This is a genomic window from Streptomyces sp. YKOK-I1 (assembly GCF_054660435.1).
In genome coordinates this window covers 3,224,688-3,248,745 of the sequence record NZ_BAAGDR010000001.1, presented here as the reverse complement: position 1 = coordinate 3,248,745, position 24,058 = coordinate 3,224,688, and the positions used below count along the sequence as shown (strand labels likewise).

The following is a 24,058-nucleotide window of genomic DNA, read 5'->3' as shown; positions in this document are numbered from 1 at the left end:
GCGTATGGGCAGCAGGGCATGTACAAGGGGGCTTCGCCGGGGAGGCGATGTTCACCTAACGCTACAGCTACCGTTCGGCCGTGTGGGAGCGCCTGCTCGCCCGGTCTGGGGGCGGAGTGCGGTGGCTGTAATCGTCGTACGGAGGAACTGCGGCGTGGATGGGCCCAACTGAGCTTACAGAGTATGGCCCTTGGCGCAGGGGCCTACTGTAGGTTCCTGCCATGAAGCAGGGTAAAGAGGTCGAGAATCCCGAATCGCGTTTCTTCGCGCTGCTGCTGGCGGCAGCGAAGCTTCCGGGTGTGCGTATACGCAGGGAGGCGTACCTCCGAAGTGCGCTGGCTCGCCAATGCTCCGAGGATGACATCCGAAGAGCGATAGAAGAGACTCCCGCTGCCGCGGGCATCCCTGTCGAGGTTCTCGACAAGGTAGCCAACGACTCCATCCGCTACGAAACTGCCAAAGTCAGCGCTCTCTCTGCCGCCGCCGGGATACCCGGCGTCTTCGCCCTTCCCGCCACGGTGCCCGCCGATACGGCACAGTACGTCGGCCACATGCTGCGCATCGCGCAGAAGCTTGCCTATCTCTACAGCTGGCCCGATCTGTTCTCCGACGAGGGCGATGACGTCGATGACGCGACCAAGGGGGTGCTCACGCTGTTCTTCGGTGTAATGTTCGGCACCAAGTCGGCGAACGTCGCGGTGGGGAAAGTTGCAGGGATGATGGCGGAGCAGGTCGCCAAGAAGCTACCCCAGAAGGCACTTACCCACGGGGTCGTCTACCCGATGGTGAAGAAAGTCGCGGGCTACCTTGGTGTCAGGATGACGACGCAGTCCTTCGCGACGACCGTCTCGAAGGCCATCCCTCTCGTAGGGGCTGCCGTCTCCGGCGGACTCACTCTTGCGACCTACCTTCCGATGGCCAAGAGGCTCAAGAGGCACCTCTCCAACCTGCCGCTGGCGGAACCGTCGCCCCGAGCAACGGATGGCGAAGTCGTGGAAGACCACAGGCCTTTCGCCACCCCACGCGCTGAACAGCGCGGCGCAGACGCCACTGCTACCGCAGTGCAGGATCCGCAGTCCTGACGCCGGAAGCACACGCCTGCTGCCGAAGGGGCGGCTGACGCGGCGGGCGTTCCCGTCGTCGTCGGGGGCGGTGACGGGTTGGCAGGAGAGCCTGCTCGTCATCCCGCCCCGCTGATCACCGCGGCCCGCGAAAGCCTGTCGGAGTGCCGGACACCTGGGGCGGAGCCAGGGTGAGGATCTCCCGGTCGAAGAAATCGTGGAATCCCTCGCCGCGCTCATACAGCGCATCGAATCCGGCGTTCGTCTCCCGGATCAGTGAGCGGTCGGTGTAGCGGTTGGCGCCGGCCGCATTTCCGTCCTCGTCGTAAACGACCTCATACATGACCACATCGCCGAGAATCACTACTTCCGGAACCGGGCGAGCTCGCTCGATGTTCGAAATATCGTGCGCATCGAGAACCTTGATGTCGTCGCCCACGTCCACCCGCACACGCAGGACGAACAACTCCCACTGTACATACGGCGTGATCGGGAATTCCACGACGCGAAGGCGGCGGTGCGTGACGCCCAGTTGCGACGCCTGGCGGAGTTCCTGGGCGTAGTCCTCGCGCCTCTCGCCGGCCAGGGACAGTGCCCTCTCCCAGTCGCCGTCGGCGAAGGCCTCCCAGCTCGGGAAGCCACGCTCCTTGAAGTGCTGGCCGCGCTCGAGCTTGTTGAGGAAGTCGATCCCGCTGGTGTAGAGCCGACCTAAGTCCGCGTGGTACGTGGGGCGGTCCAGGCGTTCGGAGGTGCCGCCGGGGAAGGAGTCAAACACTGGGGATGTCCGGCTTCGCCGCGATGAGCATGTTCCTGGGGATGACCACTAGGCGTTCGTCCGCCCCGATCGAGACCCCGTCGGGCAGGTTCCTGCCGAGCGACTGGGTGAGGTCCCGGCCGATGACGGCGATGTCGCCGTTGGCGAGTTCCCAGATGTCCGGGCAGTCAGGAGTTCCGGTGGTGTTTCCGAGTTCCTGGGGCGTTTTCCCCAGTCGCTGTTTGAAACTCGTGTACGGATCCGCTTCCCATGGCCTGGCCATTTCCGTCGCCCCCTCGATCCGTCAGGAGGCCTCACTGTAGCGTGCAACTTGCCTGCCCGGCCATGTGTGGGAACCTGCCCGCAGGGGTAATGGCGAGGATTGATTCCTCCTTGTCTCATGTCGCTCATGGCTGGAATGATATTGATCGGAAAGAAAATCATGTCAGCGCCTGACGGGTGACACTTTCCATCTGTGCTGTCGGAAAATCGGGTGAATGGTGGGGCGGTTGTGGACTCAGAAGTGACCTTGCTCGCACAGAGCGCGGGGACCACCTTGGTCGCGTTGATGGCGACCGATGCCTGGCACCGTGTGCGCGACGGGATCACGCAGCTCTGGCGCCGGACGCAACCCGAGCGCGCCGAGACCGTCGCCGCCGAGTTGGAGGCCGGTCGTGAGGACGTACTGGCCGCCGTGGCGGCGGACGACCAGGAGACCCTGGACGAACTGCGCCTTCAGTGGCAGGGGTTGGTGCGGCGGTTGCTCGTGGCCCGGCCCGCTGGCGTCGAGGAACTGCGCGCACTGCTGGACCAACTCGATCCCGGCGGCTCGGCCGCCCGGCAGGTTACCCAGCACGCCACCGCGTCCGGTCAGGCCCGGGTCTACCAGGCGGGACGTGACCAGCACATCGCAGAGCGATGACGGGCGGGACGGACGGCCACGCCGAGGACCAGGGGCGTGTCTACCAGTCGTCGGGCGACCAGCACATCAGCGAGCACCACCACCACTACGGCGGTGACGGGCCGGAGCGCGGCGGACCGGACTCGGTGCGACGCCCGGCGGTCGGGCGGCCCCCCGTCGCACTGCGCGACCGCAGCGAGGTGATGGAACGCCTGCGGGCGAGCGCCGAGACGGAGCGCGGCGGCCAGGTCTACGTGCTGTACGGCATGGGCGGCTCGGGCAAGACGGCGGTCGCCTGCGCACTCTTCCAGGAGGTCACCCGAGAACAGGGCCGGGTGGGCCTGTGGGTCAACGCCTCCGACCGCGCGAGCCTGCGCGCCGGCATGCTCGCCGTCGCCGCCGACCGAGGGGCGGGCGACGGCGAACTGCTCGCCGCACGCAACGGCCTCAGACCTGCCTCAGATCTCGTCTGGACCTATCTCGACCGCTCCGCCGAACCCTGGTTACTGGTCCTCGACAACACCGATGAGCCGGAGATCCTGCGGGACGGCGACTGGCTGCGCACCAGCCCGCGCGGCACCGTCCTGGTGACCACACGGCGCGCGGCGGCCCCGTGGTGGCCGGGTGCCGAGTTGCAGTACATCGGCGTACTGCCCCGCGAGGACGCCGCGCTCGTGCTGCGCGATCTCGCACCGCACAGCGGTACGACGGAGCAGGCGGCGCGGGTCGCGGACCGGCTCGGACGGCTGCCCCTCGCCCTCACCCTGGCGGGCGGCTTCCTCTCCCATCAGGTCATCGACCCCTGGACGATGGACGCCTACGGGGACCAGCTCGACGGAGACGAACGGGTCCAGCTGATCGACCGGGGAGCCGACGCGCTGTCCGAAGCGGACCCTCGGCATCTGGTCGGCCTGACCTGGCAACTGACCCTCGACGCGTTCGAAGTACGCGGGTTGCCCGAGGCTGCGGCCCTGCTCAGACTGCTGGCCCGCTTCGCCGCCGAGCCGCTGCCGCTGACTCTGCTCAACCACGCGGGTATCGGTGCCGTACTGCCTCGTGCCCGCACCGAGGCAGCCCTCAGAGCCCTCCTCGATCAGTCCCTGTCCGAGCTGGTCGACACCGCGGGTGCGCGCTGCGTACAGAGTCACGGCATCCTGCTCGACAGCGTTGCGGCGGCGACCCCCGCGGACCTGATGCACGCCCTCGACGCGACAGCGGTCCGGCTGCTCGACGCGGCCGTGCCCGCCGCACCCGACGCGGGGCCGCACGATCCGCGACTGCGCCTGCTGGTACCTCATGCGCTGGCCCTGCTGGGGCACATCGGAGGGCCGTCCGCCGCCGACGCCCTGGCCGTCGCGACGCGGCTGTCGATGGCCCTGCACCGGACCGGTGACTACCTCTCCGCCTGGGAGACCGCCCGAACCGCGGCGGACCTCGCACAGCGACTCCTCGGCGCCGACCACCGTACGGTCCTCGCCGCCCGCTCCAGAGCAGGGCGGTCACTGTTCCGGCTGGGCAGGTACGCCGAAGCCGAAGCGGTGCTCCGCGCGGTCCGGGACGCCCAGGAGCGCCTGTTCGGCGCCGACGACCCCGACACCACGGACAGCGGCTACGGCCTCCAGCTCGTGCTGGCGAACCTCGGCAGACGCGAGGAATCCGTCGCGCTGCTCCGCGCCACCGTCGCCGGGCGGCGCTCGGCACTGGGCCCCACGCATCCGCTGACCCTGCGGGCCCGCGCCAGCCTGCTGGAGATGCTGCCCGCCGCCGAAGTGGTCACCGAGGAGGGCGGCACCCTGCTCGCGCTGCCGTCGGAATGCGGTCGGTTCCTCGGCCCCGACCACACCGTGACACTGGGCGCCGGACACAACCACGCGTGGGCGCTGTACCTCCTGGGCCGCTTCGACGAGGCCGACCGTGAGATCCGGCGGGTCGCCGAGACGTATGTGTGGCGCTTCGGGCCCGAGTACCCGATCGTGCTCGCCGCCCGGCAACTCCTCTCCCGGACCCGGGCCGCGCTCGGTCACGTGGAGGAGGGGATCGAGTTGATGACCGATGTCGTCGCACGGCGGGAACGCGACCTGGGCCCCGAGCACCCCTTCACGGTCGCGAGTCGCCGGCTGCTGGACGAGTACCGGTCGAGTCGATGGCGCCCGCCGCAACCGCCTGGCGGATGACGCGGCGGGGTGTTTGGCGCAGTGGCCAGCGGTGGCCTCAGTAGTGGTAGCGGGCCTTGAGGATCTTGACTTCCTTCTCGTCCACGCGGTAGACGAGCCGGTGCTCGTCGTCGATCCGACGTGACCAGTAGCCGGACAGGTCGCCCTTCAGAGGCTCCGGCTTTCCGATGCCGGTGAAGGGCGTGCGCTGGATCTCGGCGATCAGGCGGGTGATCCTGCGGGCCATGGCGCGGTCCGAGCCGAGCCAGAACAGGAAGTCCTCCCATCCGGCCGGGTCGAAGTGGACGCTTCTCACCCGTCACCCGCCAGCTCTTCCAGCTCGGTCATGGTCTTGGTGACCACGGCCTCGCCGGCCCTGTCCCGTGCGACGGCTTCCATGAGGCTGCGCGCGTTGGCGGGCGAGCGCAGCAGGTAGACGGTCTCCTGCCAGGAGTCGTAGTCGTCGGCGGACATCAGCACGGCGTCGCCGCTCTTGGAGCTGATGCGTACGGGGGTGTGGTCGTCGTTGACGCGCTTGATGAGGGGGAAGAGGTCCTTGCGGGCCTCGCTGGCGCTTATGGTCATCTGCGGCACCCTCTCCTGGTGGTACTGGAAAATGGTGCTGGAATGGTACGACATTCCGGTACGGGTTGCAGGTGAGGTGTGAGGTAGCGCGCGCTGGAACAGCGCGCCGCACGTCACTCCCCGCCTTCGCCCACCGCCCCGCTTTCCTTGCCGATCGACCGCTCCGCCACCCCCGCCAAATGCTCCCCGAACACCCGCTCCGGCTCCGGCGTAAGCGTCCTCAGCGCCACCAACGCCGTGATCACCACATCGCACAGCTCCCCCTGCACGTCCTCCCACGTATGGCTGACCCCCTTGCGCGGGTTCTGCCCCATCGCGCCGATCGCCGCCTCCGCGACCTCGCCCACCTCCTCGGAGAGTTTCAGCATGCGGAGGAGGAGGCCTGTGGAGCCGTCGTGGGGGCGGTTGGTGTCCAGCCAGGTCCACAGCGCGTCGATCGTGGGCCAGAGGTCGGAAAAGTCATGGGTGGGGGCGGGAGCGGCGCTCGAGTCGGTCATGACGGGCAGCCTGGCATGTGCCGCCGAGCCGCAGGACGGGAACCGTCTCACCTCACCCCAGCAACAGCTCCCCCTCGTCGAACAGCGCCGCCTGCTCCCCCTCCTCCCGGAGGCGCACGCGCCGGTTGCGGGTGCCCACCACCACCGCCGTCAGCACGCCCGTCGCCGCCAGCGCCGTCGGGACCATCCAGCCTCGGTCGAAGACGTGGCCGAACGCGTGGTCGAGGGAGAGGCGGCCGGGGCCCGTGATGGCGAGGCCGGTGGCGGCCAGGCCCAGGGTGGCCGCGTACTCGTAGCCGCCCTCGGCGTTGAAGAAGCCGTTCGGGGCGTGGACGGCCGCCGCGCCCGCCATGCCGCCGGCCGCCGCCGCGCCCGCCGCGGGGGTGGCCAGGCCCAGGGCGAGGAGTGTGCCGCCGCCCGCCTCCGCCAGGCCCGCCGCCGTCGCGCTGGCCTTGCCGGGTTTGTAGCCGACCGACTCCATGAACTGGCCCGTGCCCTCCAGACCGTGGCCGCCGAACCAGCCGAACAGTTTCTGAGCGCCGTGCGCGGCCAGTACGCCGCCCGTGCCCAGCCGGAGCAGTAGGAGACCCACGTCACGGCGGTTGCAAAAGGTCATGGGGACTCACTCACTCCCTGAGCAGACAGCAGCGGCTTCCCCCTCGTCCCACCGTTGCATCCCTGCCCCCCACCCGGCCCCTCCTGCGCGCCGTTCGGGTGGCGGGGGGAGTGGGCTGGTGTGACGCTGCCCTTATGACGATCAAGACCGGCAAGCTCACCGACCCTGCCGTCCGGGCCTTCGTCAGCGCCGTCAACGACGGTGACCAGGAGGCCTTCCTCAGCATCCTGACGCCCGACGCGACCATGGCGGACGACGGCTCCGACCGTGACATCGCGCAGTGGATCGACCGGGAGATCTTCTCCTCCCGCGGCCACATGGACGTCGTCAACGAGTCCAACCACGGCCAGGACCTCGTCGTGAACTACCGCAACGACACCTGGGGCGAGATGCGCACCCGCTGGCACTTCGACGTCACCGGTGACGGGCACATCGCACGGTTCGAGACCGGGCAGGCGTGAACATGGGGAAGGGGCTGCTCGCCGTCTTCGGCGAGCAGCCCCTTCACCGGCCACTGCTCAGTAGGTCTGGTATCCCTGCTGCGCATACGCGTTCCGCGCCTGCTCGGTCAGCGTGATCTGGCCCGCCTTGATCGTGGCCAGGCGCGGGGCCTTCCTCGCGATCGACGAGTCGTGGGTGACCATGATGAAGGTCAGGCCGTACTCGTGCCACAGGCCCTCCAGCAGGGCCATGATGTCGTCGCGGGTGCCCTCGTCGAGGTTGCCGGTGGGCTCGTCGGCGAGCAGCACCTTCGGCTTCTTCACCAGCGCGCGGGCGATCGCGACGCGCTGCTGCTGGCCGCCGGAGAGCTCCGAGGGGGCGTGGCCCAGGCGCTCGCCCAGGCCCACCGAGCGCAGGGCCTCCGCCGCGCGCTCGCGGCGCTCGGCCGGCTTCACGCCCAGCGGGACCAGGGCCGTCTCGACGTTCTCCTGCGCGGTCAGCGTCGGGATGAGGTTGAAGGACTGGAAGATGATGCCGATCTTCTCGGCGCGCAGTCGCGTGAGCTTCGCCTCGCTGATGCGGGCGAGGTCGACGCCGTCGAGTTCGACGCTGCCCTCGGTCGGGCGGTCCAGGCCGCCGATCATCTGCAGGAGGGTGGACTTGCCGCCGCCCGTCGGGCCCTGGATGACCAGCTGGTCGCCGTCCTCGATCGTCAGGTCGATGCCGCGCAGGGCCTCCACCGTCTCCTTGCCGCGCGAGTAGCGCTTGGTGACGCCGGTCAGTCTGTACATGGGTGCTCCAGCTCCGTATCCGTGGCCGCGTAGAGAGAAGAAGAGAAGAAGGGGGGGGCGGGGCGCCGCTGACCGGGGGGAGTGGGCCGCGGCGCCCCAGCAGGGGGGGTGTTACGACACGCTGCGCAGCGCGTCCGCCGGGCGCATCCGGGAGGCGCGCCAGCCGCCCATCGCGCCGGCGATCAGACCGCCGGCCACCGCCAGGCCCACCGCGAGGGCGATGGTGGTCGCGGAGACGGGGGCCGACAGGGCGATCTCCATGGTGTTGGAGGCCGACTGCTGGCCGGGGCCGCCGCCGCCGGGGCCGCCGCCCATGCCGCCACCGCCGCCGCTGCTGCCGAGCTCGGCCGTCAGCTTGGGGCTGATCGCGGTCACCGTGTACGCGGCCGCCAGGCCGAGGCCGATACCGAGGGCACCGCCGAGGAGACCGTTGACGATGGACTCGCCGACGACCTGCCGGGTCACCCGGCGGCTCGGCCAGCCGAGGGCCTTCAGGGTGCCGAACTCACGCACCCGGCGGGACACGGCCGAGGAGGTGAGCAGCGCGGCCACCAGGAAGGCGGCGGCCAGCACCGCGATCGACAGCCACTTGCCGACGCTGGTCGCGAGGTTGGAGGCGGTGGAGAGGGAGCCGGAGACCGTCTCGGCCAGGTCGGCGGAGGTGGTGACCGTGGTGCCCGAGATGTTCTTCTGGATCGTCGCCTTGACGGTGTCGATCTGCTTGGAGTCGGTCGCCTTGACGTAGATCGTGGTGACCTGGTTCTTGGCGTCGGCGAGGGTCTGCGCCTGCTTCAGCGGCAGGTAGACATCGGTGGTGGACTCGCTGCTGTCGGGCGTCGCGATACCGATGATCTTGTACTTGGTGCCGGAGATCTTCAGGGTCTTGCCGACCTTGTACTTGTTCTCCTTGGCGTACGACTTGCTGACGACCGCGACCTTCGCGTTGGTCTGCGAGGAGGTGAAGGTCGTACCCGTGGTGATCTTCGAGCCGGCCAGCGGGCCGAGGTCCTGGTTCGTGACGTCCACACCGGCCACGGAGTAGGAGTTCACGTCGAAGGAGGCGCCGCCGCCCTGGACCTGCGGGGCCGCGGTGGAGCCGCCGCCCTGGCCGCCGCCCGGACCGCCCTGGCTGCTGCTGCCGCTGGTGGAGGACTGCGCCTTGCCCTGGGTGAAGGAGCCGTCGACCTTGGTGACGTTCAGGGTGATCGCGCCGACCGCGTCCGACACGCCCTTCTGGGCGGCGACCTTCGTCACCAGCGAGGACTTCAGAGCCTGACCACCCTGCGTCATCACCCGGTCCGAGCTCTGCTCGGTGTCGTCGTCGTTCGACTTGGCGTCGAACTCGAATCTCGGCTGACCGGAGCTGTTGCTGGTGGGCGCCGTGCGGGCCTTGGTCACCGTCATGTCGGTGCCGAGCCCGTACAGCGACTGCAGGACCTTGTCCTGCGCCTGCGTCATACCGGCCGACACCGAGTTGACGGTGATGACCAGCGCGATACCGAGCGCCAGACCCAGAGCGATGACCAGGGCCGCCTTCTTGCGCCGGCCCAGCTCGCGCTTGAGATAGATGCCAAACATCCCGTTCCTCGAAGGTTCTTGGCGCCCGCTGTGGACGCGACCCAAAAACTAGGGAGGAACCTTTGAGTCGAACTGAGTAAAAGATGTGTAAGGACTGAGAATGAGGACGGATTCCGGACGCCAGGATCAGAATTCCATCAGACAGCTCATTCCTAAGCTGTGGAGGGGGTTTTCCCAGGTCGAAGGGGTTGGCTGGCCGACGCTCACGGTGTTTTGCCGCCCACAGGATCCCCTTGTACGGTCCCGCCGTGCACGCATTCTCCCGCCGCTCGCTGCTGTCCTTCACCGCGCTCGCGCCCCTGGCTCTCGCCGCCCCCGCCCCCGCCCCCGCGGCCGCCGCGACGGGCACGGTGATCGGCGGCGCCCGGCTCGCCCGTGACGGCGTCCAGGCGGCCGTTCCCGCCGGCCTGCCGAAGAAGCTCACCGCCCGCGCCTGGCTGGTCGCCGACCACGACACCGGCGAGGTGCTGGCCGCCTACCGCGCGCACACCCGGCTGGCGCCCGCCTCCACGCTGAAGATGCTGTTCGCGGACACCCTGCTGGAGAAGTTCGAGCGCACCGAGCGCTACACCGTCACCGACGCCGACCTCGCCGACATCCCCGCCGGCTCCAGCCTCGTCGGCCTCAAGCCCGGCCTCACCTACACCGTCGAGCAGCTCTGGCAGGGCGTCTTCCTGCGCTCCGGCAACGACGCCGTGCACATCCTCGCCCTGATGAACGGCGGGGTCGCCCGGACGGTCGCCGAGATGCAGGCGCGGGCCGCGGACCTCCAGGCCCTGGACACCCATGTCGTCTCCTGCGACGGCTACGACCACACCGGCCAGCTCTCCTCCGCCTACGACCTCACCCTCTTCGCCCGGCACGGCCTGCGCGACGCCGACTTCCGCGCCTACTGCGCCACCAAGGCCGCAGACTTCCCCGCCGGGGGCCGCAGGACCTTCCGCATCGAGAACACCGACCGGCTGCTGTCGGGGACGTACGGCGTCACGCCGTACCGGGGCATGATCGGCGTCAAGAACGGCTACACCACCCACGCCGGCAACACCTTCACCGGTGCCGCCACCCGGAATGGGCGGACCCTCCTGGTCACCGTGCTGCATCCCAAGAGCGGCAACAACGCCGTCTACGAGGAGACCGCCGCCCTCCTGGACTGGGGCTTCGGGAGGGGGAGTTCGGCCACCCCGGTGGGGCAGCTGGTGGACCCGCTGAGCGAGGGCGGCGCCACTGCCTCACCGGCCGCCAAGTCCCCGCACGCGGGTTCGAAAGCAGTCACGAAGGGCGACGGCTCGGGCACGGGCTGGGCCGCACTGGGAACGGCGGGAGCCCTGACCCTCCTGGGGGCGGGCGCATACGCGGTGCGAAGAAAACTCCGAGCAGACCGACACCCAGAAGGGGCGCGGGGAACTGCGCGACAAGCCACAACGGACCCGCACCCCGCAGACGACAGCACCCCCCACCACGCCCCGAAATAAGTGGCAGCCGCTCCACCCCACCGGCGCAAACCTCGCGGTCCCAGCGAGGCCCACCCCCACCCGGTGCAGTGGAGCGGCTGCCCTTCCCCCCTCGGTGTGGCCCAGTCGCCTCAATCGCCCCAGTCGGCCAAATCGGCGAAGCGTTCCCGTGCGGAAAGTGTGAAGTTCTCGTGGAGATGAGTTGAGCATAGGTCCGCTACCGGCCGCAATGGCCCGGATGGCCAAATTCCGCTTGTATGGGTGAGGGAGTTGACGGCCCGTGGGGCCCTCACCCCCGCCCCACGTACGGCATCGCCGTCGCCAGCACCGTCGCGAACTGCACGTTCGCCTCCAGCGGCAGCTCCGCCATGTGCCGCACCGTGCGCGCCACGTCCGTCACATCCATTACGGGTTCCGGCGTGATCTCGCCGTTGGCCTGGAGCGCGCCCGTCTCCATCCGGGCCGTCATCTCGGTCGCCGCGTTGCCGATGTCGATCTGCCCGACGGCGATGCCGTACGCCCGTCCGTCCAGGGACAGGGACTTGGTCAGCCCGGTCAGCGCGTGCTTGGTCGCGGTGTACGGCGCCGACAGCGGGCGCGGTGAGTGCGCCGAGATCGAGCCGTTGTTGATGATCCGTCCGCCCCGCGGCTCCTGCTCCTTCATCTGCCGGAACGCCGCCTGGGCGCACAGGAACGCCCCGTTGAGGTTGGTGTCGACCACATGCCGCCAGGCGTCGTACGGCAGGTCCTCGAACGGCACGCCGCCCGGCCCGGACGTCCCCGCGTTGTTGAACAGCAGATCCAGCCGCCCGAACCGCTCCCGCACCGCGGCGAACAGGGCGGTCACGTCCGCGGGATCCGAGACGTCCGTCCGTACGGCGAGACCCGCGGCCCCCGGCACCAGCGCCGCCGTCGCCTCCAGGGACTCGACCCGCCGGCCGGCGAGCCCCACCGACCAGCCCGCGCGCAGCAGTTCCACCGCGACCGCCCGCCCGATGCCGGATCCGGCGCCGGTGACGATCGCGGTCCTGGCAGTCCCCACACTCTCCTTGGCGTCCATGGAGCCGCAGCGTACGGCAGGCCGAAAGACGACGTCCGTCATGCGGAACTCCCTCGTCCGTCATCTGAATGTCGTGCACATGCCCATCTCGCGATGCCCCGGAGCCGTCCCCGGCCACTCCAATGCCAGGGACACCCACCGTCAGGGGAGGACCGGATGACACCCGCAGCACGCGCGTCCCAGCACACCCCCGAACTCCGCGAGGCCGCCCGCCGTATCGCCCGCCGCCGCTTCCTCACCGTCACCGGCGCGGCCGCCGCCCTCGCCTTCGCCGTGAACCTGCCCGCCGCCGGCACCGCGGCCGCCGCCGAACTCGACCCCGCGCAGCTCACCGACGACCCCTTCACCCTCGGCGTGGCCTCCGGCGACCCTCTGCCCGGCTCCGTACTGCTGTGGACCCGCCTCGCCCCCGCCCCGTACCAGCCCGACGGCGGACTGCCCGCCGCACGCGTCCCCGTCCACTGGGAACTGGCCCGCGACGAGAACTTCCACCGGACCGTCAGACGCGGTACGGCCCTCGCCCACCCGGAGTTCGGGCACAGCGTCCACGTCCAGGTCGACCACCTCGACACGGACCGGGTGTTCTACTACCGCTTCCGGGCCGGCACCTGGATCAGCCGCACCGGCCGCACCCGCACCGCCCCCGCCCTCGGCGCCAGGTCCTCCGCGCTCACCCTCGGCGTCGTCTCCTGCCAGCGCTACGACCAGGGCTACTACACCGCGTACCGGCACCTCGCCGAGGACGACGTGGACGTCGTGTTCCACCTCGGCGACTATCTGTACGAGTACGCCGTCAGCGGCGTCGGCGGCGCCCGCGCCTACCCCGCCGGGACCGTGCCGGCCCTGTACGGGCACGAGATGGTGACCCTGGACGACTACCGCCTGAAGTACGCCCTCTACAAGTCCGACCCCGACCTGCTGGCCGCGCACGCCGCCCACCCGTTCGTCGTCACCTGGGACGACCACGAGACCGAGAACAACTACGCGGGAGCCGTCTCGGAGAACAACGACCCCGCCGACCAGTTCCTCATCCGCCGCGCCGCCGCCTACCGCGCCTACTGGGAGAACCAGCCGCTGCGCCGCCCCCAGCTCCCCGACGGCCCCGACGTCCGGCTGTACCGCAGGCTCCACTGGGGCCGGCTCGCCCAGTTCGACGTCCTCGACACCCGCCAGTACCGCTCCGACCAGGCCTACGGCGACGGCTGGCAGTTCCCCGGCCCCGACTCCGAGGACCCGGCCCGCACCCTCACCGGCGACGCCCAGGAACAGTGGCTGATCGACGGCTGGCGACGCTCACGGGCCCTGTGGAACGTGGTCCCGCAGCAGGTCACCTTCTCGCAGCGGTACAACTCCACCGCCGTCCCCTCCCGCGTCTCCATGGACTCCTGGGACGGCTACCCGGCCTCCCGCGAGCGGATCCTCGCGGGCGCCGAGGACGCCGGAGTGGAGAACCTGATGGTCCTCACCGGGGACGTGCACGTGCACTACGGCTTCGACATCAAGCGCGACTTCGCCGACCCCGCCTCCCGCACCCTGGGCACCGAGATCGTCACCACGTCCGTCTCCAGCGGCGGCAACGGCTCGGAGCGGCCGTCCAACTGGGCCACCTTCATGACCGCCAACCCGCACCTGAGGTTCTACAACGGCCTGCGCGGCTACGCGACGGTCACCCTCGGCCCCGGCCTGGCCCGCGCCGACTTCAAGACCGTCCCGTACGTCACCACCCAGGGCGCCCCGGTCACCACGGCCGCGTCCTTCGTCACCGAGGTCGGCGACCAGGGCCTCAAGCCCGCCTAGGACCTGTCCTGGTCGGTGAGCGGCGGCCAGGTGTCGCCCCAGTCCGCGTCCCGGGCCGCCCGGTACAGCTCGCCGTGCCTCTTCGTCACCGTCGTCCGGGTCAGCCGCTCCTCGGTCCCGCACAGGTCGAGGAGCACCTGCCCCTTGCGGATCTGCGGCCGGCGCACCACCCGGGAGGGCGCGGGGGAGACCGGGAAACGGGCGGCGGCGACGTACGAGAACTTCTCGTCCTCGTACGGCAGGGAGCCGCCCTTGACCTGCCGGTGCAGGGAGGAGCGGCTGACCCGCGCCGAGAAGTGGCACCAGTCCGTGCCGGGCACGATCGGGCAGCCGGCGCTGTGCGGGCAGGGCGCGGCGATCCGGAAACCGGCGCCGATCAGCCGGTCACGGGCCTCGATCACCCGGGCGTAGCCGTCGGGCGTGCCCGGCTCCACGATCACCACGGCCTGCGCGGCTCCGGCGGCGGCGTCCACCAGCGCGGCGCGGTCGGGGGCGGCCAGCTCGTTGAGGACGTACGAGACGGTGACCAGGTCGACCGGGTCCAGCGCGAGGGCCGACCCGATGCGGGAGCGCCGCCAGTGGGCGTCGCCGAGCGCCGGGTTGGCGGCGGCGATCTCCCGGCCCAGGGCCAGCGCGGGTTCCGCCCAGTCGAGCACGGTCACCGGGCGCTTCCCCTCCCAGACGGCGCTCACCGCCCAGGTCGCCGCCCCCGTCCCGCCGCCCACGTCCGTGTGGCTGCCCGGCGTCCACTCCGGCACCGCGTCCGCGAACGCCTCCAGCGCCGAGCACACCGCCTCGAAGGTCGCCGGCATCCGGTACGCGGCGTAGGCGGCCACGTCCGCCCGGTCCCGCAGGATCGGCGTGTCGGTGGGGGTGGCCCCCCGGTAGTTGGCGATGAGCCGCTCGACGGCCGCGGCGGCCTGCTTCGGCGGCAGGCCGTCGAGGAGTTCCCCGAGGGCGCTACGGAGGGTTTCGGCGGCGGAGACGGAGACGTTCACCCGCCGATTTTCTCAGGTCGTGGGCGGCGGGTGGCGGCGGGTTCAGCGCACCGCCCGCGCCATCCGGGTCGCCGCCCGTGCCCGTGGCCCGCTGTCCGGGGTGCGGCGCACCGGATGCACCGTGTTCGCCAGCAGCACGAGGAACGTGTCCGTGGCCGGGTCCAGCACCAGGGACGTACCGGTGAAGCCGGTGTGGCCCGCCGCGCCCCCGCCGGACAGCTCGCCCATGAACCACGGCCGGTCGACGGCGAAGCCCAGCCCCGGCGGGGTCAGCAGCAGCTCGACGAAGTCGGGGCCCAGGATGCGCGCGGGGCCGTAGGAGCCGCCCGCGAGCAGGGTGCGGCAGAAGACGGCCAGATCGCGGCCCGTGGAGAACAGGCCCGCGTGCCCGGCGACCCCGCCCAGCGCCCACGCGTTCTCGTCGTGCACCTCGCCCCGCAGCATCCCCCGGTCCACCTTCGCCCACGGCCGCCGCTGGTCCTCGGTGGCCGCCGCGCCCGGGCACGGGCCGAAACGGGTCGCGGTCATGCCCAGCGGCCGGGTGATCCCCTCGTGCACCAGGACGTCGAGGGGCCGGCCGGTGAGGCGCTCCAGGAGCCGCTGGAGGAGGAGCATGTTCAGGTCGGAGTAGACGTACGTGCCCGGCTCTCCGGTCGGTGCCTCCGCCCGCAGGAGGTCCAGCCGCTCCGCGGCGTCCGCGCAGTCGTACAGCGGCAGCTCGGGGCGCAGGCCCGAGGTGTGGGTGAGGAGCTGGCGGACCGTGACGCCGTGCGCGGCGGCCCCGCGGAAGTCGGGCAGATAGGCGCCGACCCGGGCGTCGATGCCCAGCGTGCCCCGTTCGATCTGCTGCACCGCCGCCACCGAGGTGCACAGCTTGGTCAGGGAGGCCAGGTCGAAGGGGGTGTCCACGGTCATCGGGACCCGCTCCCCGGGCGGCAGTTCCACCCCGGCGCCGGCCTGCGGGTCGTAGGACGCGTACCGCACCGCCCAGCCCGCCGCCTCCTCGACGGCGATCACCGGGCCGCGGCCCGCGACCACCACGGCGCCCGCGGCCCACGGCCGGTCACCGGTGGTCAGGTCTCTGACGTCGTGCACGAGGAGGCGCATCTCCTCCGGGTCGAGCCCGGCCCGCTGCGGGGTGTCGACGCGCAGTCTCGGTGCGCTCAGCTCTCCTCCACGGTCTGTCTCCAGGGACGGCACAGTCCCATGAAACAGGCCAGCGCCACCAGCGCGGCCGCCAGCTGGACGACGGCCATCGGGACGGCGGTGCGTTCCCCGGCGATCCCGACCAGCGGGGAGGCGATCGCGCCGATGAGGAAGGAGGAGGTGCCCAGCAGCGCGGAGGCGGACCCGGCGGAGTGCCGGACCCGCATCAGGGCGAGCGTCTGCGCGTTGGGCAGCGTCACCCCCATCGCCGACATCAGCACGAACAGGGCCGCCGCCACCGGCGCGAGGCCCACCGCGCCGAAGACGCCCGACGCCATCAGCAGCAGCGCGGCCGCCGCCAGCGTCACCACCGTCAGCCCCACGGCCAGCACCCGGTCCAGCCGGACCCGGCCCACCAGCACCTTGCCGTTGATCTGCCCGACCAGCACCAGCCCCACCGAGTTCACCCCGAACAGCAGACCGAACGTCTGCGGGGAGGCGCCGTAGATCTCCTGGACGACGAACGGGGACGCCGAGATGTACGCGAACAGCGCGGCGAAGGCGAAGCCGCCGGTGAGCATGTACCCCGTGAAGGACGCGTCGGCCAGCAGCCCGCGCATCGACCGCAGGGCCTCACCCACCCCGCCCGCGTGCCGCCCGGCGGGCTCCAGGGTCTCCGGCAGCCGGGCCCACACCAGCGCGGCCAGCGCCAGCCCCACCACCGTGAGCAGCGCGAACACACCCCGCCAGTCCGTCACCCGCAGGATCTGCGCCCCGATCAGCGGCGCCACCACCGGCGCCACCCCGGAGATCAGCATCAGCGTGGAGAAGAACCGGGCCATCGCCACACCGTCGTACAGATCGCGCACCACGGCCCGCGCGATCACGATCCCCGCCGCGCCCGCGAGGCCCTGCGCCAGCCGGAACGCGATCAGCAGCTCCACGGTCGGCGCGAGCGCGCACAGCACGGTCGCCACCACGTACACCGCGAGCCCGGCGAGCAGCGGACGCCGCCGCCCCCAGCGGTCGCTCATCGGCCCGACCACCAGCTGCCCCAGCGCCATGCCCGCCAGACAGGCGGTCAGCGTGAGCTGGACGGTCGCGGCGGGCGCGTGCAGACCACGGGTGACCTCCGGCAGCGCCGGGAGGTACATGTCCATCGACAGCGGGGGAGTGGCCGTCAGACCGCCCAGGACCAGGGTGACGAGCAGACCGGTCCGGCGCGGGCCGGCCGACGGCGGCGCGACGGCCGTCGTCTCCTGCACCGGCTCCGGCACCGTCTCCGGCACCTGAGGTATCGCCCCGCCCTCCGGCATGCCGCCGCCCCTCCCTCTTCCCTGTCCCCGCCCTGTCCTCGCCACCTATGCTCTCAGCTCGGAACGACTGCTGGTACGGCACGAGGACGGGGCGGGGTATGACGACGGACACGGTGCGATGGGGAATCCTGGCGACCGGCGGCATAGCCGCCGCGTTCACGGCGGACCTGGTCGACCTGCCCGACGCGGAGGTCGTCGCGGTCGGCTCCCGTACCGAGGCCTCCGCCCGCGCCTTCGCCGAACGCTTCGGCATCCCCAAGGCCTACGGCGACTGGGGCGCGCTCGCCGAGGACGCGGACATCGATGTCGTCTACGTCGCCACCCCCCACTCCGCCCACCGCACCGCCGCCGGCCTCTGCCTGAAGGCCGGGCGGGGCGTGCTGTGCGAGAAGCCCTTCACCCTCAACGTGCGCGAGGCCGAGGAACTCGTCGCCCTCGCCCGCGACAACGGCCGCTTCCTCATGGAAGCCATGTGGATGTACTGCAACCCGCTGATCCGCCGCCTCAAGGCCCTCGTCGACGACGGCGCGATCGGCGAGGTCCGCACCGTCCAGGCCGACTTCGGCCTCGAAGGCCCCTTCCCGCCCTCGCACCGGCTGCGCGACCCCGCCCAGGGCGGCGGCGCCCTCCTCGACCTCGGCGTCTACCCCGTCTCCTTCGCCCACCTCCTGCTCGGCGAACCCGACGGCATCTCCGCGCAGGCCGTCCTCTCCGCCGAGGGCGTCGACCTGCAGACCGCCCTCGCCCTGTCCTGGGACTCCGGCGCGCTCGCCGCCCTGCACTGCTCCGTCACGGGCGGCACCGGCACCACCGCCTCCGTCACCGGCTCACGCGGCCGCATCGACATCCCCTCCGGGTTCTTCCACCCCGACCGGCTGGTCCTGCACCGCGCCGGCCGCGACCCCGAGGAGTTCACCACCGACCCCGCCGACGGCCCCCGCACCACCTTCCGCCACGAGGCCCGCGAGGTCATGCGCGCCCTCAGGGCCGGTGAGACCGAGTCCCCGCTCGCCCCGCTCGACGGCACCCTCGCCGTGATGCGCACCCTGGACGCCGTACGGGAACGGATCGGGGTCCGCTACCCGCACGAGTAGGCCGTACCGTCGACCCATGGTCACCAAGCCCGTCAAACAGGTCCCCGACACCAGCCGTCGCAGCGAGCGGTCCCGCCGTGCCATCTACGACGCGGCCCTCGCGCTGGTCGGCGAGGTCGGCTACCCGAAGACGACCATCGAGGGCATCGCCGCACGGGCCGGTGTGGGCAAGCAGACGATCTACCGGTGGTGGGGGTCCAAGGCGGACGTCCTGCTGGAGGCGTTCCTCGACCTCAGCGCACAGGCGGCGCGGGAGGCGGGCCAGGAGCCCTACGTCATCCCGGACACCGGCGACCTCGCCGCCGACATCAAGGCCGTGCTGCGGGCCACCGTCGACCAGCTGAAGGACCCCCGGTTCGAGGCGCCGTCCCGGGCCCTGGCCGCCGAGGGCGTGGTCGATGAACAGGTCGGCCGGGAGTTCACGGCCAAGCTCATGGAACCGGCCCTCCAGCTGTACGCCGACCGACTGCGCGCCGCCCAGGCGGCGGGCCAGGTCCGCCCGGACATCGACCCGCGCATCGCCCTGGAGTTCTTCGTCTCCCCGCTCGCCCAGCGCTGGCTCCAGCACACGGGCCCGATCTCGTACGACTACACGGACACCCTCGTCGACTACGCCCTGTACGGACTCGCACCCCGCTGACGGGCTTTGCCCCTTTTGGGGGTACGGGACCCCCGATGCGCAGGATGATGGGACCATAAGGCATGCTGTCCGCATCACCAGCGAGGCGAGGGGATAGATGAGCGCGGAGTTCGCCGGTCCGAGCGGCCTGCGGGGCAGACTCACCCAGTGGCTGCGCGGAAGCGGCCCGAGCCGGACCGCCGACGACGGCGGCCGTGAGGCCCTGCTGCTCGCCGCCGCCGGTGCCGGACTGCCCCTCGCGCCCGCCGCGCACCCCGCCGCCGACTACCGCTGCTCCTGCGACCGCGTGGGCTGCCCCACCCCCGCCCGGCACCCGGTGTCCTTCGCCTGGCAGACCCAGTCGACCACCGACCGCGCCCAGATCGAGCGGTGGGCCCGGCACCAGCCGCAGGCCAACTTCATCACCGCGACCGGCATGACCCACGACGTCCTCGACGTCCCCCTGGAAGCCGGCCGCGAGGCCCTCGACCGGCTCCTCGGCGCGGGCGTGGAGGTCGGTCCGGTCGCCGAGAGCGACGACGGCCGCCTCCTCTTCTTCACCCTCACCCGGGGCACCCCCGAGGACGAGGACGAGTGGTGGCCGTGCGAGCTGGACTGCCACCCCGAGACGATGGACGAACACCCCGGCCTGCGCTGGCACTGCCGGGGTTCGTACGTCCTGATCCCCCCGGCCCGCCTCCCGGGCGACGACGGCCGGTCCGTCCACTGGCTACGGGGCCCGGAACACCCTCTCCCGGACCCCCTGAGCCTCCTGGAGACCTTGACAGAGGCGTGCGCCCGCCACGTCAACGCCTTCGGCCTCTAGGCTTGCGGCTTTCGGGCTTCGGCTTTCAGGACGGCTTCAGTCGCCCTTCGCGCCGGTCAGCCCTTCCAGCCGGCTCAGCAAGGACACCTTCCCGTCCCCGGACCCCTTCACCGGGTCAAGAGCGATCTCGTTCGCGACGAACTCCATCGTCAGCGACTGCTTGATCTCCCCGGTGGTCAGCGCCTTCACACTCACGTTCGGCGCCGGCACGGACGCCCCCGTCGCCGCCGTCTGCTTGACGTAGTGGTGCGAGGAGAAGAACACCAGCGCCCCGCCGTCCGCCGTCCGCAACGCCAGGGGAGCGAACTCCCCGCCGGTCAGCGGCTCGTCGATGTACTGCTGCACCAGCCCCGGCTTCTCGGCGTTCTTCGCCCGCGTGGTGCGCAGGGTGCTGGTGTACGCGCCGTCCGCGAAGCCGGCCCCGCCGTCCTTGAGGTAGGCGGTGTACTCCTTGCTCAAGTCCTCCGGCGCCCGCGTCAGTTCGGCCGAGTCCGCCGGTACCGCCTCGGCCCAGCCGTCCTTGTCCTTGCTGAACTCCGGCAGCGCGCCCTGCGCCACCAGCGTCAGATACGCCGCCTGCCACGGCTCGGAGACGTCATCCCGGGTGAACACCAGCAACCACCGGGCGTCACCGCCCTTGTTGGCCTGGGCGTCGGCGACGAACCAGCGCGGCCAGCCCGCCTTCTTGGGGATCGTGTACGTCACGTCCGACAGCACCAGAGGGGTGTGCTGCGGGTTGCCGCCCGGGTTGTTGACCTTCCCGGCCTTCAACCGCGCCGCGTCGATGGCCCCGAGGGCGCCGGTGGTGTACGCGGCGTCCAGGGAACCGTCGTAGGCCTTGTCGGCCTTGTTGTACGCGGCCGTGAACTGATCGAGCGCCTTCGCGGCCTCCGCCTGGGTCGCCGAGGGGAGCACCACCCGCTCCCCGTGGACGACCACACAACCGCTCGCCGTCAACGACAGGGCCGTCGCGCAGGCCGCCCACAGCGCGTTCCGCTCAAGCCTGCGGAGCCTTCGACTGCCGCGATCCGCGGTCGTCAGGTGCGTCATCAGGAGCCTTCACCTTCCCCTTCCCGGAGGCGAACCCTACCGGGGAGAGGAACAGCGCGAGCGTGGGGACCAGGTACAGCAGCCACACCGTGACCTGGAGGACGGTCGGATCGGGCTGGAAGTTGAACACGCCCTTCAGCAGTGTTCCGTACCAGCTGTCCGGCGGGATCGTGCCGCTGATGTCGAAGGCGAGGCTGTTCAGCCCGGGCAGCCAGTCGGCCTCCTGGAGGTCGTGGAAGCCGTACGCCAGCACGCCCGCGGCCACGACGACGAGCATGCCACCCGTCCAGGTGAAGAACTTCGCCAGGTTGATCCGCAGCGCACCGCGGTAGAACAACCAGCCAAGCATCACGGCCGTCGCGAGACCGAGGGCCACCCCGATCAGCGGGCGCGGGGTGCCGTCACCGGCCGCGTGCACCGACGCCCACACGAACAGGGCGGTCTCCAGGCCCTCCCGGCCCACCGCGAGGAACGCCGTCGCCACCAGCGCGCCCGTGCCCATCGCGAGGGCGGCGTCCAGCTTGCCGTGCAGCTCGGACTTCAGATGCCGGGCGGTACGCCGCATCCAGAAGACCATCCAGGTCACCAGGCCGACCGCGAGGACCGACAGCGAGCCGCCGAGCGCCTCCTGCGCCTGGAACGTCAGCTCCTGCGAGCCGAATTCGAGGACACAGCCGAAACCCATCGCGATCAGGACGGCGATCGCGATACCGGTCCACACCGGCTTCAGCGCGTCCCGGCGGTCGGTCTTCACCAGGTAGGCGATGAGGATGCAGACGACGAGCGAGGCCTCGAGGCCCTCGCGCAGACCGATCAGATAGTTGGAGAACACGGGCTACGCCTCCTCGGAGAACAGCGTCCGGCCCCACCAGTCGTCCTTGTCCCGGACGCCCGGCGGCACGGCGAAGACGGCCGAACCCACGTGCTGGATGTACTCGTTGAGCGCGTCGGTCGCGAGATTGCGCTGGATGCGGATGAACCCGTTGCTCACGTCGCGCATGTAGGCCAGGAAGAACAGGCCCGCCTCCAGACGCCCCAGACCGTCGGTGCCGTCGGTGAAGGAGTAGCCGCGGCGCAGGATCGTCGACCCGTGGTTGGAGTCGGGGTGCGCGAGCCGGACGTGCGCGTCGGGCTTCATCGCCTTCAGGAACGGCTCGTCGCGCTCCTTGGCCTTGCCGACGGGCGCGCCCTCGCCCTTGTCCCGCCCGAAGATGTCCTCCTGCTCCTGCAGGGGGGTGCGGTCCCAGGTCTCGATGTGCATGCGGATCCGGCGCGCGACGAGATAGGAGCCGCCCGCCATCCACTCCGGGCCGTCCTTCTCGCCGACCCACACGAACTTCCTCAGCCGGTCGGTCTCGGTGCCCGCGATGTTGCGGGTGCCGTCCTTGAAGCCCATCAGGTTGCGCGGGGTCTGTGCGTCCGGGGTGGTGGAGGACGTCTTGCCGAAGCCGAGCTGCGACCAGCGGATGGAGACCTTGCCCATGCCGATGCGGGCCAGGTTGCGGATGGCGTGCACGGCGACCTGGGGGTCGTCGGCGCAGGCCTGGATGCACAGGTCGCCGTTGGAGCGGTTCGCGTCGAGGGCGTCCCCGGCGAACTTGGGCAGATCGACGAGCGCGTCGGGCCGCTGGTCGTCCAGCCCGAACTTCGCGAACAGGGAAGGCCCGAAGCCGATGGTCAGCGTCAGCCGCGAGGGCTTGAGCCCCAGGGCCTCGCCGGTGTCGTCCGGCGGGGCCTCGGCGAGTCCGCCGTACGCCCCGTCGCCGACCGTCTTCCCGGTGGTCATCCGGCGCGCGGCGGCCGTCCAGTCCTTGAGTATCTGGACGAACTCGGCGCGGTCGGTGGTGTCCACGTCGAACGCGGCGAAGTGCAGCCGGTCCTGGACGGGCGTGGCGATACCGGCCTGGTGCGCGCCGTGGAACGCGACCGCGGCACCGGTCTCGGCGGCCGTCGGCTCGACGTCGTCGCCGGTGCGGGCCACCGCCACCGCGCCGCCGGCCACGGCGGCCCCGAGCGCGAGCCCGGCCCCGCCCCAGCCGATCAGCGAACGACGGGTGGGGCTGTTGTCCTGAATCTCGGTCATGTTGTGTCGCCCCCTACTTCACCACGGCCGCGGCGAGCTTGGAGAGGGGCTCCGCGAGCGCGTTCACCGCGTCCGAGAGCTCCTTGCGCTGTGCCTCGGTGACCTTGTCGTAGGAGACGAAGTCGTACGAGGCCTTGTCCGTGCGGTACTTGTCGAGCAGCGTGTTCAGCGCGGCGAACTGCTTGTCGAGCTCGGCGGTGAGGGCGGCGTCGTTGGTCTGCGCGACCGGCTTCAGCAGTTCGTACGCCTTCTGCGCGCCCTCGACATTGGCCTTGAAGTCGACGAGGTCGGTGTGCGAGTAGCGGTCCTCCTCGCCGGTGACCTTGCCGGTGGCGACCTCGTCGAGCAGTTCCTTGGCGCCGTTGGCCATGGAGGTCGGGGTGATCTCCGCCTTGCCGACCCGGTTCTGCCAGTCCTTCAGGTCGGTGACGAGCTGGTCGGCGAGGGTCTTCTCCTCGTCGCCGATCTTCTTGTCCTCCCAGAGGGCCTTCTCCAGCCGGTGCCAGCCGGTCCACTTCTGGCCGTCCTCCAGGCCGTCCGCGCGGGTGTCGACCAGCGGGTCGATGTCACCGAAGGACTCGGCGACCGGCTCGGTGCGCTCCCAGCCGAGACGGGAGGGCGCGTAGGCCTTCTGCGCGGCGGTGAGGTCGCCGGCCTTGACCGCCTTCACGAAGGTCTCGACGAGCGGGATGGTGGCGTCGGCCTGCTCCTGCGCGTACTCGCGGTAGTCGGCGACGGCCTTGTCGAGCTTGGGGTCGCGCTGGGCCGCGGTGCCGCCGGTGACCTTGAGGTCCTGACGGATGCCGGTGCCCTTCATACCGGGCTTGCAGGCGATCTGATAGGCGCCGGCCTTCACCTCGGCGGTGACGCGCTGCTTGGTGCCGGGGCCGATGTTCTCCCGCTCGGTGACGACCCGGTCGTCGGGGAACAGCACGTACACCTCGGTGACCTTGGAGCCCTTGTTCTCGATGGCGAGCTCGACGTGTCCGGCGGAGATCTCCTTCTTGGAGGTCTTGCACGTGGAGTCGGTGGCGGTCACGTTGATGATGCGGTCGCCGTTCTTCGCATCGCTCTTCTCGGTGCAGCCGGTGACGGCGGTCAGTGCGGTCACGGCGGCGACGGCGGTGACGGCGGACAGTCTGGCGGCTCGCATTCGGGCTCCCGGCGATGGCTGAATATTCACGTGTCGGGACTCACAAGGATTGGTGAGCCTCGCCTAACTTATCCAAGGCTTACCTGCG

General features: G+C 70.9%; 25 protein-coding genes. 9 read left to right on the top strand and 16 right to left on the bottom strand.

What is annotated here, in order from left to right; genetic code table 11:
• The first annotated feature begins 221 nt into the window (after positions 1-221).
• Positions 222-1,082 carry a hypothetical protein gene (locus ACYQ8Q_RS14045; RefSeq protein WP_460064942.1) on the top strand — a complete coding sequence of 287 codons (861 nt, stop codon included), beginning with the start codon at positions 222-224 and terminating at the stop codon, positions 1,080-1,082.
• 115 nt (positions 1,083-1,197) lie between these two features.
• Here ACYQ8Q_RS14045 and ACYQ8Q_RS14040 read toward each other — a convergent pair whose 3' ends face one another.
• The gene (locus tag ACYQ8Q_RS14040; RefSeq protein WP_460064939.1) at positions 1,198-1,836 is read right to left on the bottom strand and encodes a DUF6879 family protein; all 639 of its coding nucleotides are present in this window, start codon (positions 1,834-1,836) and stop codon (positions 1,198-1,200) included.
• Positions 1,829-2,098: a hypothetical protein gene (locus ACYQ8Q_RS14035; RefSeq protein ID WP_460064938.1), complete on the bottom strand. Its 270-nt coding sequence runs from the start codon at positions 2,096-2,098 to the stop codon at positions 1,829-1,831. Before ACYQ8Q_RS14035 ends, ACYQ8Q_RS14040 begins: the two co-directional genes overlap by 8 nt.
• 228 nt (positions 2,099-2,326) lie before the next feature.
• On the opposite strand from ACYQ8Q_RS14035, the gene ACYQ8Q_RS14030 reads away from it, so the two are divergent.
• Together ACYQ8Q_RS14030 and ACYQ8Q_RS14025 are read left to right on the top strand one after the other, a co-directional pair.
• On the top strand, positions 2,327-2,737 hold the full coding sequence (locus tag ACYQ8Q_RS14030; protein ID WP_460064935.1) for a hypothetical protein: 411 nt from the start codon (positions 2,327-2,329) through the stop codon (positions 2,735-2,737).
• Positions 2,734-4,890, top strand: coding sequence for a tetratricopeptide repeat protein (locus ACYQ8Q_RS14025; protein ID WP_460064933.1), 2,157 nt, complete (start codon positions 2,734-2,736; stop codon positions 4,888-4,890). The genes ACYQ8Q_RS14030 and ACYQ8Q_RS14025 overlap by 4 nt, the downstream gene beginning before the upstream one ends.
• A 37-nt stretch (positions 4,891-4,927) precedes the next feature.
• Here the strand turns inward: ACYQ8Q_RS14025 and ACYQ8Q_RS14020 are convergent, their stop codons facing one another.
• The 4 genes from ACYQ8Q_RS14020 to ACYQ8Q_RS14005 form a co-directional block, all read right to left on the bottom strand.
• Positions 4,928-5,185, bottom strand: a complete 258-nt coding sequence (locus ACYQ8Q_RS14020; protein ID WP_055511941.1) for a Txe/YoeB family addiction module toxin — start codon at positions 5,183-5,185, stop codon at positions 4,928-4,930.
• Positions 5,182-5,454 carry a type II toxin-antitoxin system Phd/YefM family antitoxin gene (locus tag ACYQ8Q_RS14015; protein ID WP_460064931.1) on the bottom strand — a complete coding sequence of 91 codons (273 nt, stop codon included), beginning with the start codon at positions 5,452-5,454 and terminating at the stop codon, positions 5,182-5,184. The genes ACYQ8Q_RS14020 and ACYQ8Q_RS14015 overlap by 4 nt, the downstream gene beginning before the upstream one ends.
• Positions 5,455-5,567: 113 nt before the next feature.
• Positions 5,568-5,951, bottom strand: coding sequence for a MazG-like family protein (locus tag ACYQ8Q_RS14010; RefSeq protein ID WP_460064930.1), 384 nt, complete (start codon positions 5,949-5,951; stop codon positions 5,568-5,570).
• A gap of 52 nt (positions 5,952-6,003) precedes the next feature.
• Positions 6,004-6,567 carry a DoxX family protein gene (locus ACYQ8Q_RS14005; protein WP_460064929.1) on the bottom strand — a complete coding sequence of 188 codons (564 nt, stop codon included), beginning with the start codon at positions 6,565-6,567 and terminating at the stop codon, positions 6,004-6,006.
• Between the two features lie 134 nt (positions 6,568-6,701).
• On the opposite strand from ACYQ8Q_RS14005, the gene ACYQ8Q_RS14000 reads away from it, so the two are divergent.
• The gene (locus ACYQ8Q_RS14000) at positions 6,702-7,028 is read left to right on the top strand and encodes a nuclear transport factor 2 family protein (RefSeq protein ID WP_460064928.1); all 327 of its coding nucleotides are present in this window, start codon (positions 6,702-6,704) and stop codon (positions 7,026-7,028) included.
• A 57-nt stretch (positions 7,029-7,085) separates the two neighbouring features.
• Here ACYQ8Q_RS14000 and ACYQ8Q_RS13995 read toward each other — a convergent pair whose 3' ends face one another.
• On the bottom strand, positions 7,086-7,799 hold the full coding sequence (locus ACYQ8Q_RS13995) for an ABC transporter ATP-binding protein (RefSeq protein ID WP_460064927.1): 714 nt from the start codon (positions 7,797-7,799) through the stop codon (positions 7,086-7,088).
• Between the two features lie 111 nt (positions 7,800-7,910).
• Positions 7,911-9,377: an ABC transporter permease gene (locus ACYQ8Q_RS13990; protein WP_460064925.1), complete on the bottom strand. Its 1,467-nt coding sequence runs from the start codon at positions 9,375-9,377 to the stop codon at positions 7,911-7,913.
• 248 nt (positions 9,378-9,625) lie between these two features.
• Here ACYQ8Q_RS13990 and ACYQ8Q_RS13985 point away from each other — a divergent pair, with 248 nt between their 5' ends.
• Positions 9,626-10,849 carry a D-alanyl-D-alanine carboxypeptidase family protein gene (locus ACYQ8Q_RS13985; protein ID WP_460064923.1) on the top strand — a complete coding sequence of 408 codons (1,224 nt, stop codon included), beginning with the start codon at positions 9,626-9,628 and terminating at the stop codon, positions 10,847-10,849.
• A 268-nt stretch (positions 10,850-11,117) separates the two neighbouring features.
• Here ACYQ8Q_RS13985 and ACYQ8Q_RS13980 read toward each other — a convergent pair whose 3' ends face one another.
• Positions 11,118-11,888: an SDR family oxidoreductase gene (locus ACYQ8Q_RS13980; RefSeq protein WP_460073306.1), complete on the bottom strand. Its 771-nt coding sequence runs from the start codon at positions 11,886-11,888 to the stop codon at positions 11,118-11,120.
• A 156-nt stretch (positions 11,889-12,044) separates the two neighbouring features.
• On the opposite strand from ACYQ8Q_RS13980, the gene ACYQ8Q_RS13975 reads away from it, so the two are divergent.
• Positions 12,045-13,685 carry an alkaline phosphatase D family protein gene (locus ACYQ8Q_RS13975; RefSeq protein WP_460064922.1) on the top strand — a complete coding sequence of 547 codons (1,641 nt, stop codon included), beginning with the start codon at positions 12,045-12,047 and terminating at the stop codon, positions 13,683-13,685.
• Here ACYQ8Q_RS13975 and ACYQ8Q_RS13970 read toward each other — a convergent pair.
• From ACYQ8Q_RS13970 to ACYQ8Q_RS13960, 3 genes are read right to left on the bottom strand one after another with little or no spacing between them, the layout of a single operon-like run.
• Positions 13,682-14,683 (bottom strand): small ribosomal subunit Rsm22 family protein, encoded by a 1,002-nt coding sequence (locus tag ACYQ8Q_RS13970; protein WP_460064921.1) that lies wholly within the window; start codon positions 14,681-14,683, stop codon positions 13,682-13,684. The genes ACYQ8Q_RS13975 and ACYQ8Q_RS13970 overlap by 4 nt on opposite strands.
• A 42-nt stretch (positions 14,684-14,725) precedes the next feature.
• On the bottom strand, positions 14,726-15,883 hold the full coding sequence (locus ACYQ8Q_RS13965) for a serine hydrolase domain-containing protein (protein ID WP_460064919.1): 1,158 nt from the start codon (positions 15,881-15,883) through the stop codon (positions 14,726-14,728).
• Positions 15,847-17,145 carry a multidrug effflux MFS transporter gene (locus ACYQ8Q_RS13960; protein ID WP_460064917.1) on the bottom strand — a complete coding sequence of 433 codons (1,299 nt, stop codon included), beginning with the start codon at positions 17,143-17,145 and terminating at the stop codon, positions 15,847-15,849. Before ACYQ8Q_RS13960 ends, ACYQ8Q_RS13965 begins: the two co-directional genes overlap by 37 nt.
• A gap of 98 nt (positions 17,146-17,243) precedes the next feature.
• Between ACYQ8Q_RS13960 and ACYQ8Q_RS13955 the strand changes: the two genes are divergently transcribed.
• The 3 genes from ACYQ8Q_RS13955 to ACYQ8Q_RS13945 all read left to right on the top strand — a co-directional run bounded on the left by ACYQ8Q_RS13955 (position 17,244) and on the right by ACYQ8Q_RS13945 (position 19,684).
• Positions 17,244-18,239 (top strand): Gfo/Idh/MocA family protein, encoded by a 996-nt coding sequence (locus ACYQ8Q_RS13955; RefSeq protein ID WP_460064916.1) that lies wholly within the window; start codon positions 17,244-17,246, stop codon positions 18,237-18,239.
• A 16-nt stretch (positions 18,240-18,255) separates the two neighbouring features.
• Positions 18,256-18,879: a TetR/AcrR family transcriptional regulator gene (locus ACYQ8Q_RS13950; protein ID WP_460064914.1), complete on the top strand. Its 624-nt coding sequence runs from the start codon at positions 18,256-18,258 to the stop codon at positions 18,877-18,879.
• A 97-nt stretch (positions 18,880-18,976) separates the two neighbouring features.
• Positions 18,977-19,684, top strand: coding sequence for a bifunctional DNA primase/polymerase (locus ACYQ8Q_RS13945; RefSeq protein ID WP_460064912.1), 708 nt, complete (start codon positions 18,977-18,979; stop codon positions 19,682-19,684).
• A gap of 36 nt (positions 19,685-19,720) precedes the next feature.
• Here ACYQ8Q_RS13945 and ACYQ8Q_RS13940 read toward each other — a convergent pair whose 3' ends face one another.
• The 4 genes from ACYQ8Q_RS13940 to efeO are packed head-to-tail and all read right to left on the bottom strand — an operon-like array spanning position 19,721 to position 23,970.
• Positions 19,721-20,734 carry a hypothetical protein gene (locus ACYQ8Q_RS13940; protein WP_460064911.1) on the bottom strand — a complete coding sequence of 338 codons (1,014 nt, stop codon included), beginning with the start codon at positions 20,732-20,734 and terminating at the stop codon, positions 19,721-19,723.
• Entirely contained in the window at positions 20,682-21,566 is an 885-nt protein-coding gene (gene efeU / locus ACYQ8Q_RS13935; RefSeq protein ID WP_460064908.1) for an iron uptake transporter permease EfeU, read from the bottom strand. The genes ACYQ8Q_RS13940 and efeU overlap by 53 nt, the downstream gene beginning before the upstream one ends.
• Before the next feature lie 3 nt (positions 21,567-21,569).
• Positions 21,570-22,817, bottom strand: a complete 1,248-nt coding sequence (efeB, locus tag ACYQ8Q_RS13930) for an iron uptake transporter deferrochelatase/peroxidase subunit (RefSeq protein WP_460064907.1) — start codon at positions 22,815-22,817, stop codon at positions 21,570-21,572.
• 13 nt (positions 22,818-22,830) lie between these two features.
• Positions 22,831-23,970, bottom strand: coding sequence for an iron uptake system protein EfeO (efeO, locus tag ACYQ8Q_RS13925; RefSeq protein ID WP_460064905.1), 1,140 nt, complete (start codon positions 23,968-23,970; stop codon positions 22,831-22,833).
• Positions 23,971-24,058: the final 88 nt, after the last annotated feature.

Excerpts from the sequence above, each read along its gene's own strand:
- ACYQ8Q_RS13940 (WP_460064911.1), bottom strand. The coding sequence starts at position 20,734 with ATGACGCACCTGACGACCGCGGATCGCGGCAGTCGAAGGCTCCGCAGG.
- efeO (WP_460064905.1), bottom strand. The coding sequence starts at position 23,970 with ATGCGAGCCGCCAGACTGTCCGCCGTCACCGCCGTCGCCGCCGTGACC.
- ACYQ8Q_RS14035 (WP_460064938.1), bottom strand. The coding sequence starts at position 2,098 with ATGGCCAGGCCATGGGAAGCGGATCCGTACACGAGTTTCAAACAGCGA.
- ACYQ8Q_RS13945 (WP_460064912.1), top strand. The coding sequence starts at position 18,977 with ATGAGCGCGGAGTTCGCCGGTCCGAGCGGCCTGCGGGGCAGACTCACC.
- ACYQ8Q_RS13980 (WP_460073306.1), bottom strand. The coding sequence starts at position 11,888 with ATGGACGCCAAGGAGAGTGTGGGGACTGCCAGGACCGCGATCGTCACC.
- ACYQ8Q_RS13990 (WP_460064925.1), bottom strand. The coding sequence starts at position 9,377 with ATGTTTGGCATCTATCTCAAGCGCGAGCTGGGCCGGCGCAAGAAGGCG.
- ACYQ8Q_RS14000 (WP_460064928.1), top strand. The coding sequence starts at position 6,702 with ATGACGATCAAGACCGGCAAGCTCACCGACCCTGCCGTCCGGGCCTTC.
- ACYQ8Q_RS13950 (WP_460064914.1), top strand. The coding sequence starts at position 18,256 with ATGGTCACCAAGCCCGTCAAACAGGTCCCCGACACCAGCCGTCGCAGC.
- ACYQ8Q_RS14045 (WP_460064942.1), top strand. The coding sequence starts at position 222 with ATGAAGCAGGGTAAAGAGGTCGAGAATCCCGAATCGCGTTTCTTCGCG.
- efeB (WP_460064907.1), bottom strand. The coding sequence starts at position 22,817 with ATGACCGAGATTCAGGACAACAGCCCCACCCGTCGTTCGCTGATCGGC.
- ACYQ8Q_RS13995 (WP_460064927.1), bottom strand. The coding sequence starts at position 7,799 with ATGTACAGACTGACCGGCGTCACCAAGCGCTACTCGCGCGGCAAGGAG.
- ACYQ8Q_RS14015 (WP_460064931.1), bottom strand. The coding sequence starts at position 5,454 with ATGACCATAAGCGCCAGCGAGGCCCGCAAGGACCTCTTCCCCCTCATC.
- ACYQ8Q_RS14010 (WP_460064930.1), bottom strand. The coding sequence starts at position 5,951 with ATGACCGACTCGAGCGCCGCTCCCGCCCCCACCCATGACTTTTCCGAC.
- ACYQ8Q_RS14025 (WP_460064933.1), top strand. The coding sequence starts at position 2,734 with ATGACGGGCGGGACGGACGGCCACGCCGAGGACCAGGGGCGTGTCTAC.
- ACYQ8Q_RS13975 (WP_460064922.1), top strand. The coding sequence starts at position 12,045 with ATGACACCCGCAGCACGCGCGTCCCAGCACACCCCCGAACTCCGCGAG.
- ACYQ8Q_RS13955 (WP_460064916.1), top strand. The coding sequence starts at position 17,244 with ATGACGACGGACACGGTGCGATGGGGAATCCTGGCGACCGGCGGCATA.
- ACYQ8Q_RS14005 (WP_460064929.1), bottom strand. The coding sequence starts at position 6,567 with ATGACCTTTTGCAACCGCCGTGACGTGGGTCTCCTACTGCTCCGGCTG.
- ACYQ8Q_RS13960 (WP_460064917.1), bottom strand. The coding sequence starts at position 17,145 with ATGCCGGAGGGCGGGGCGATACCTCAGGTGCCGGAGACGGTGCCGGAG.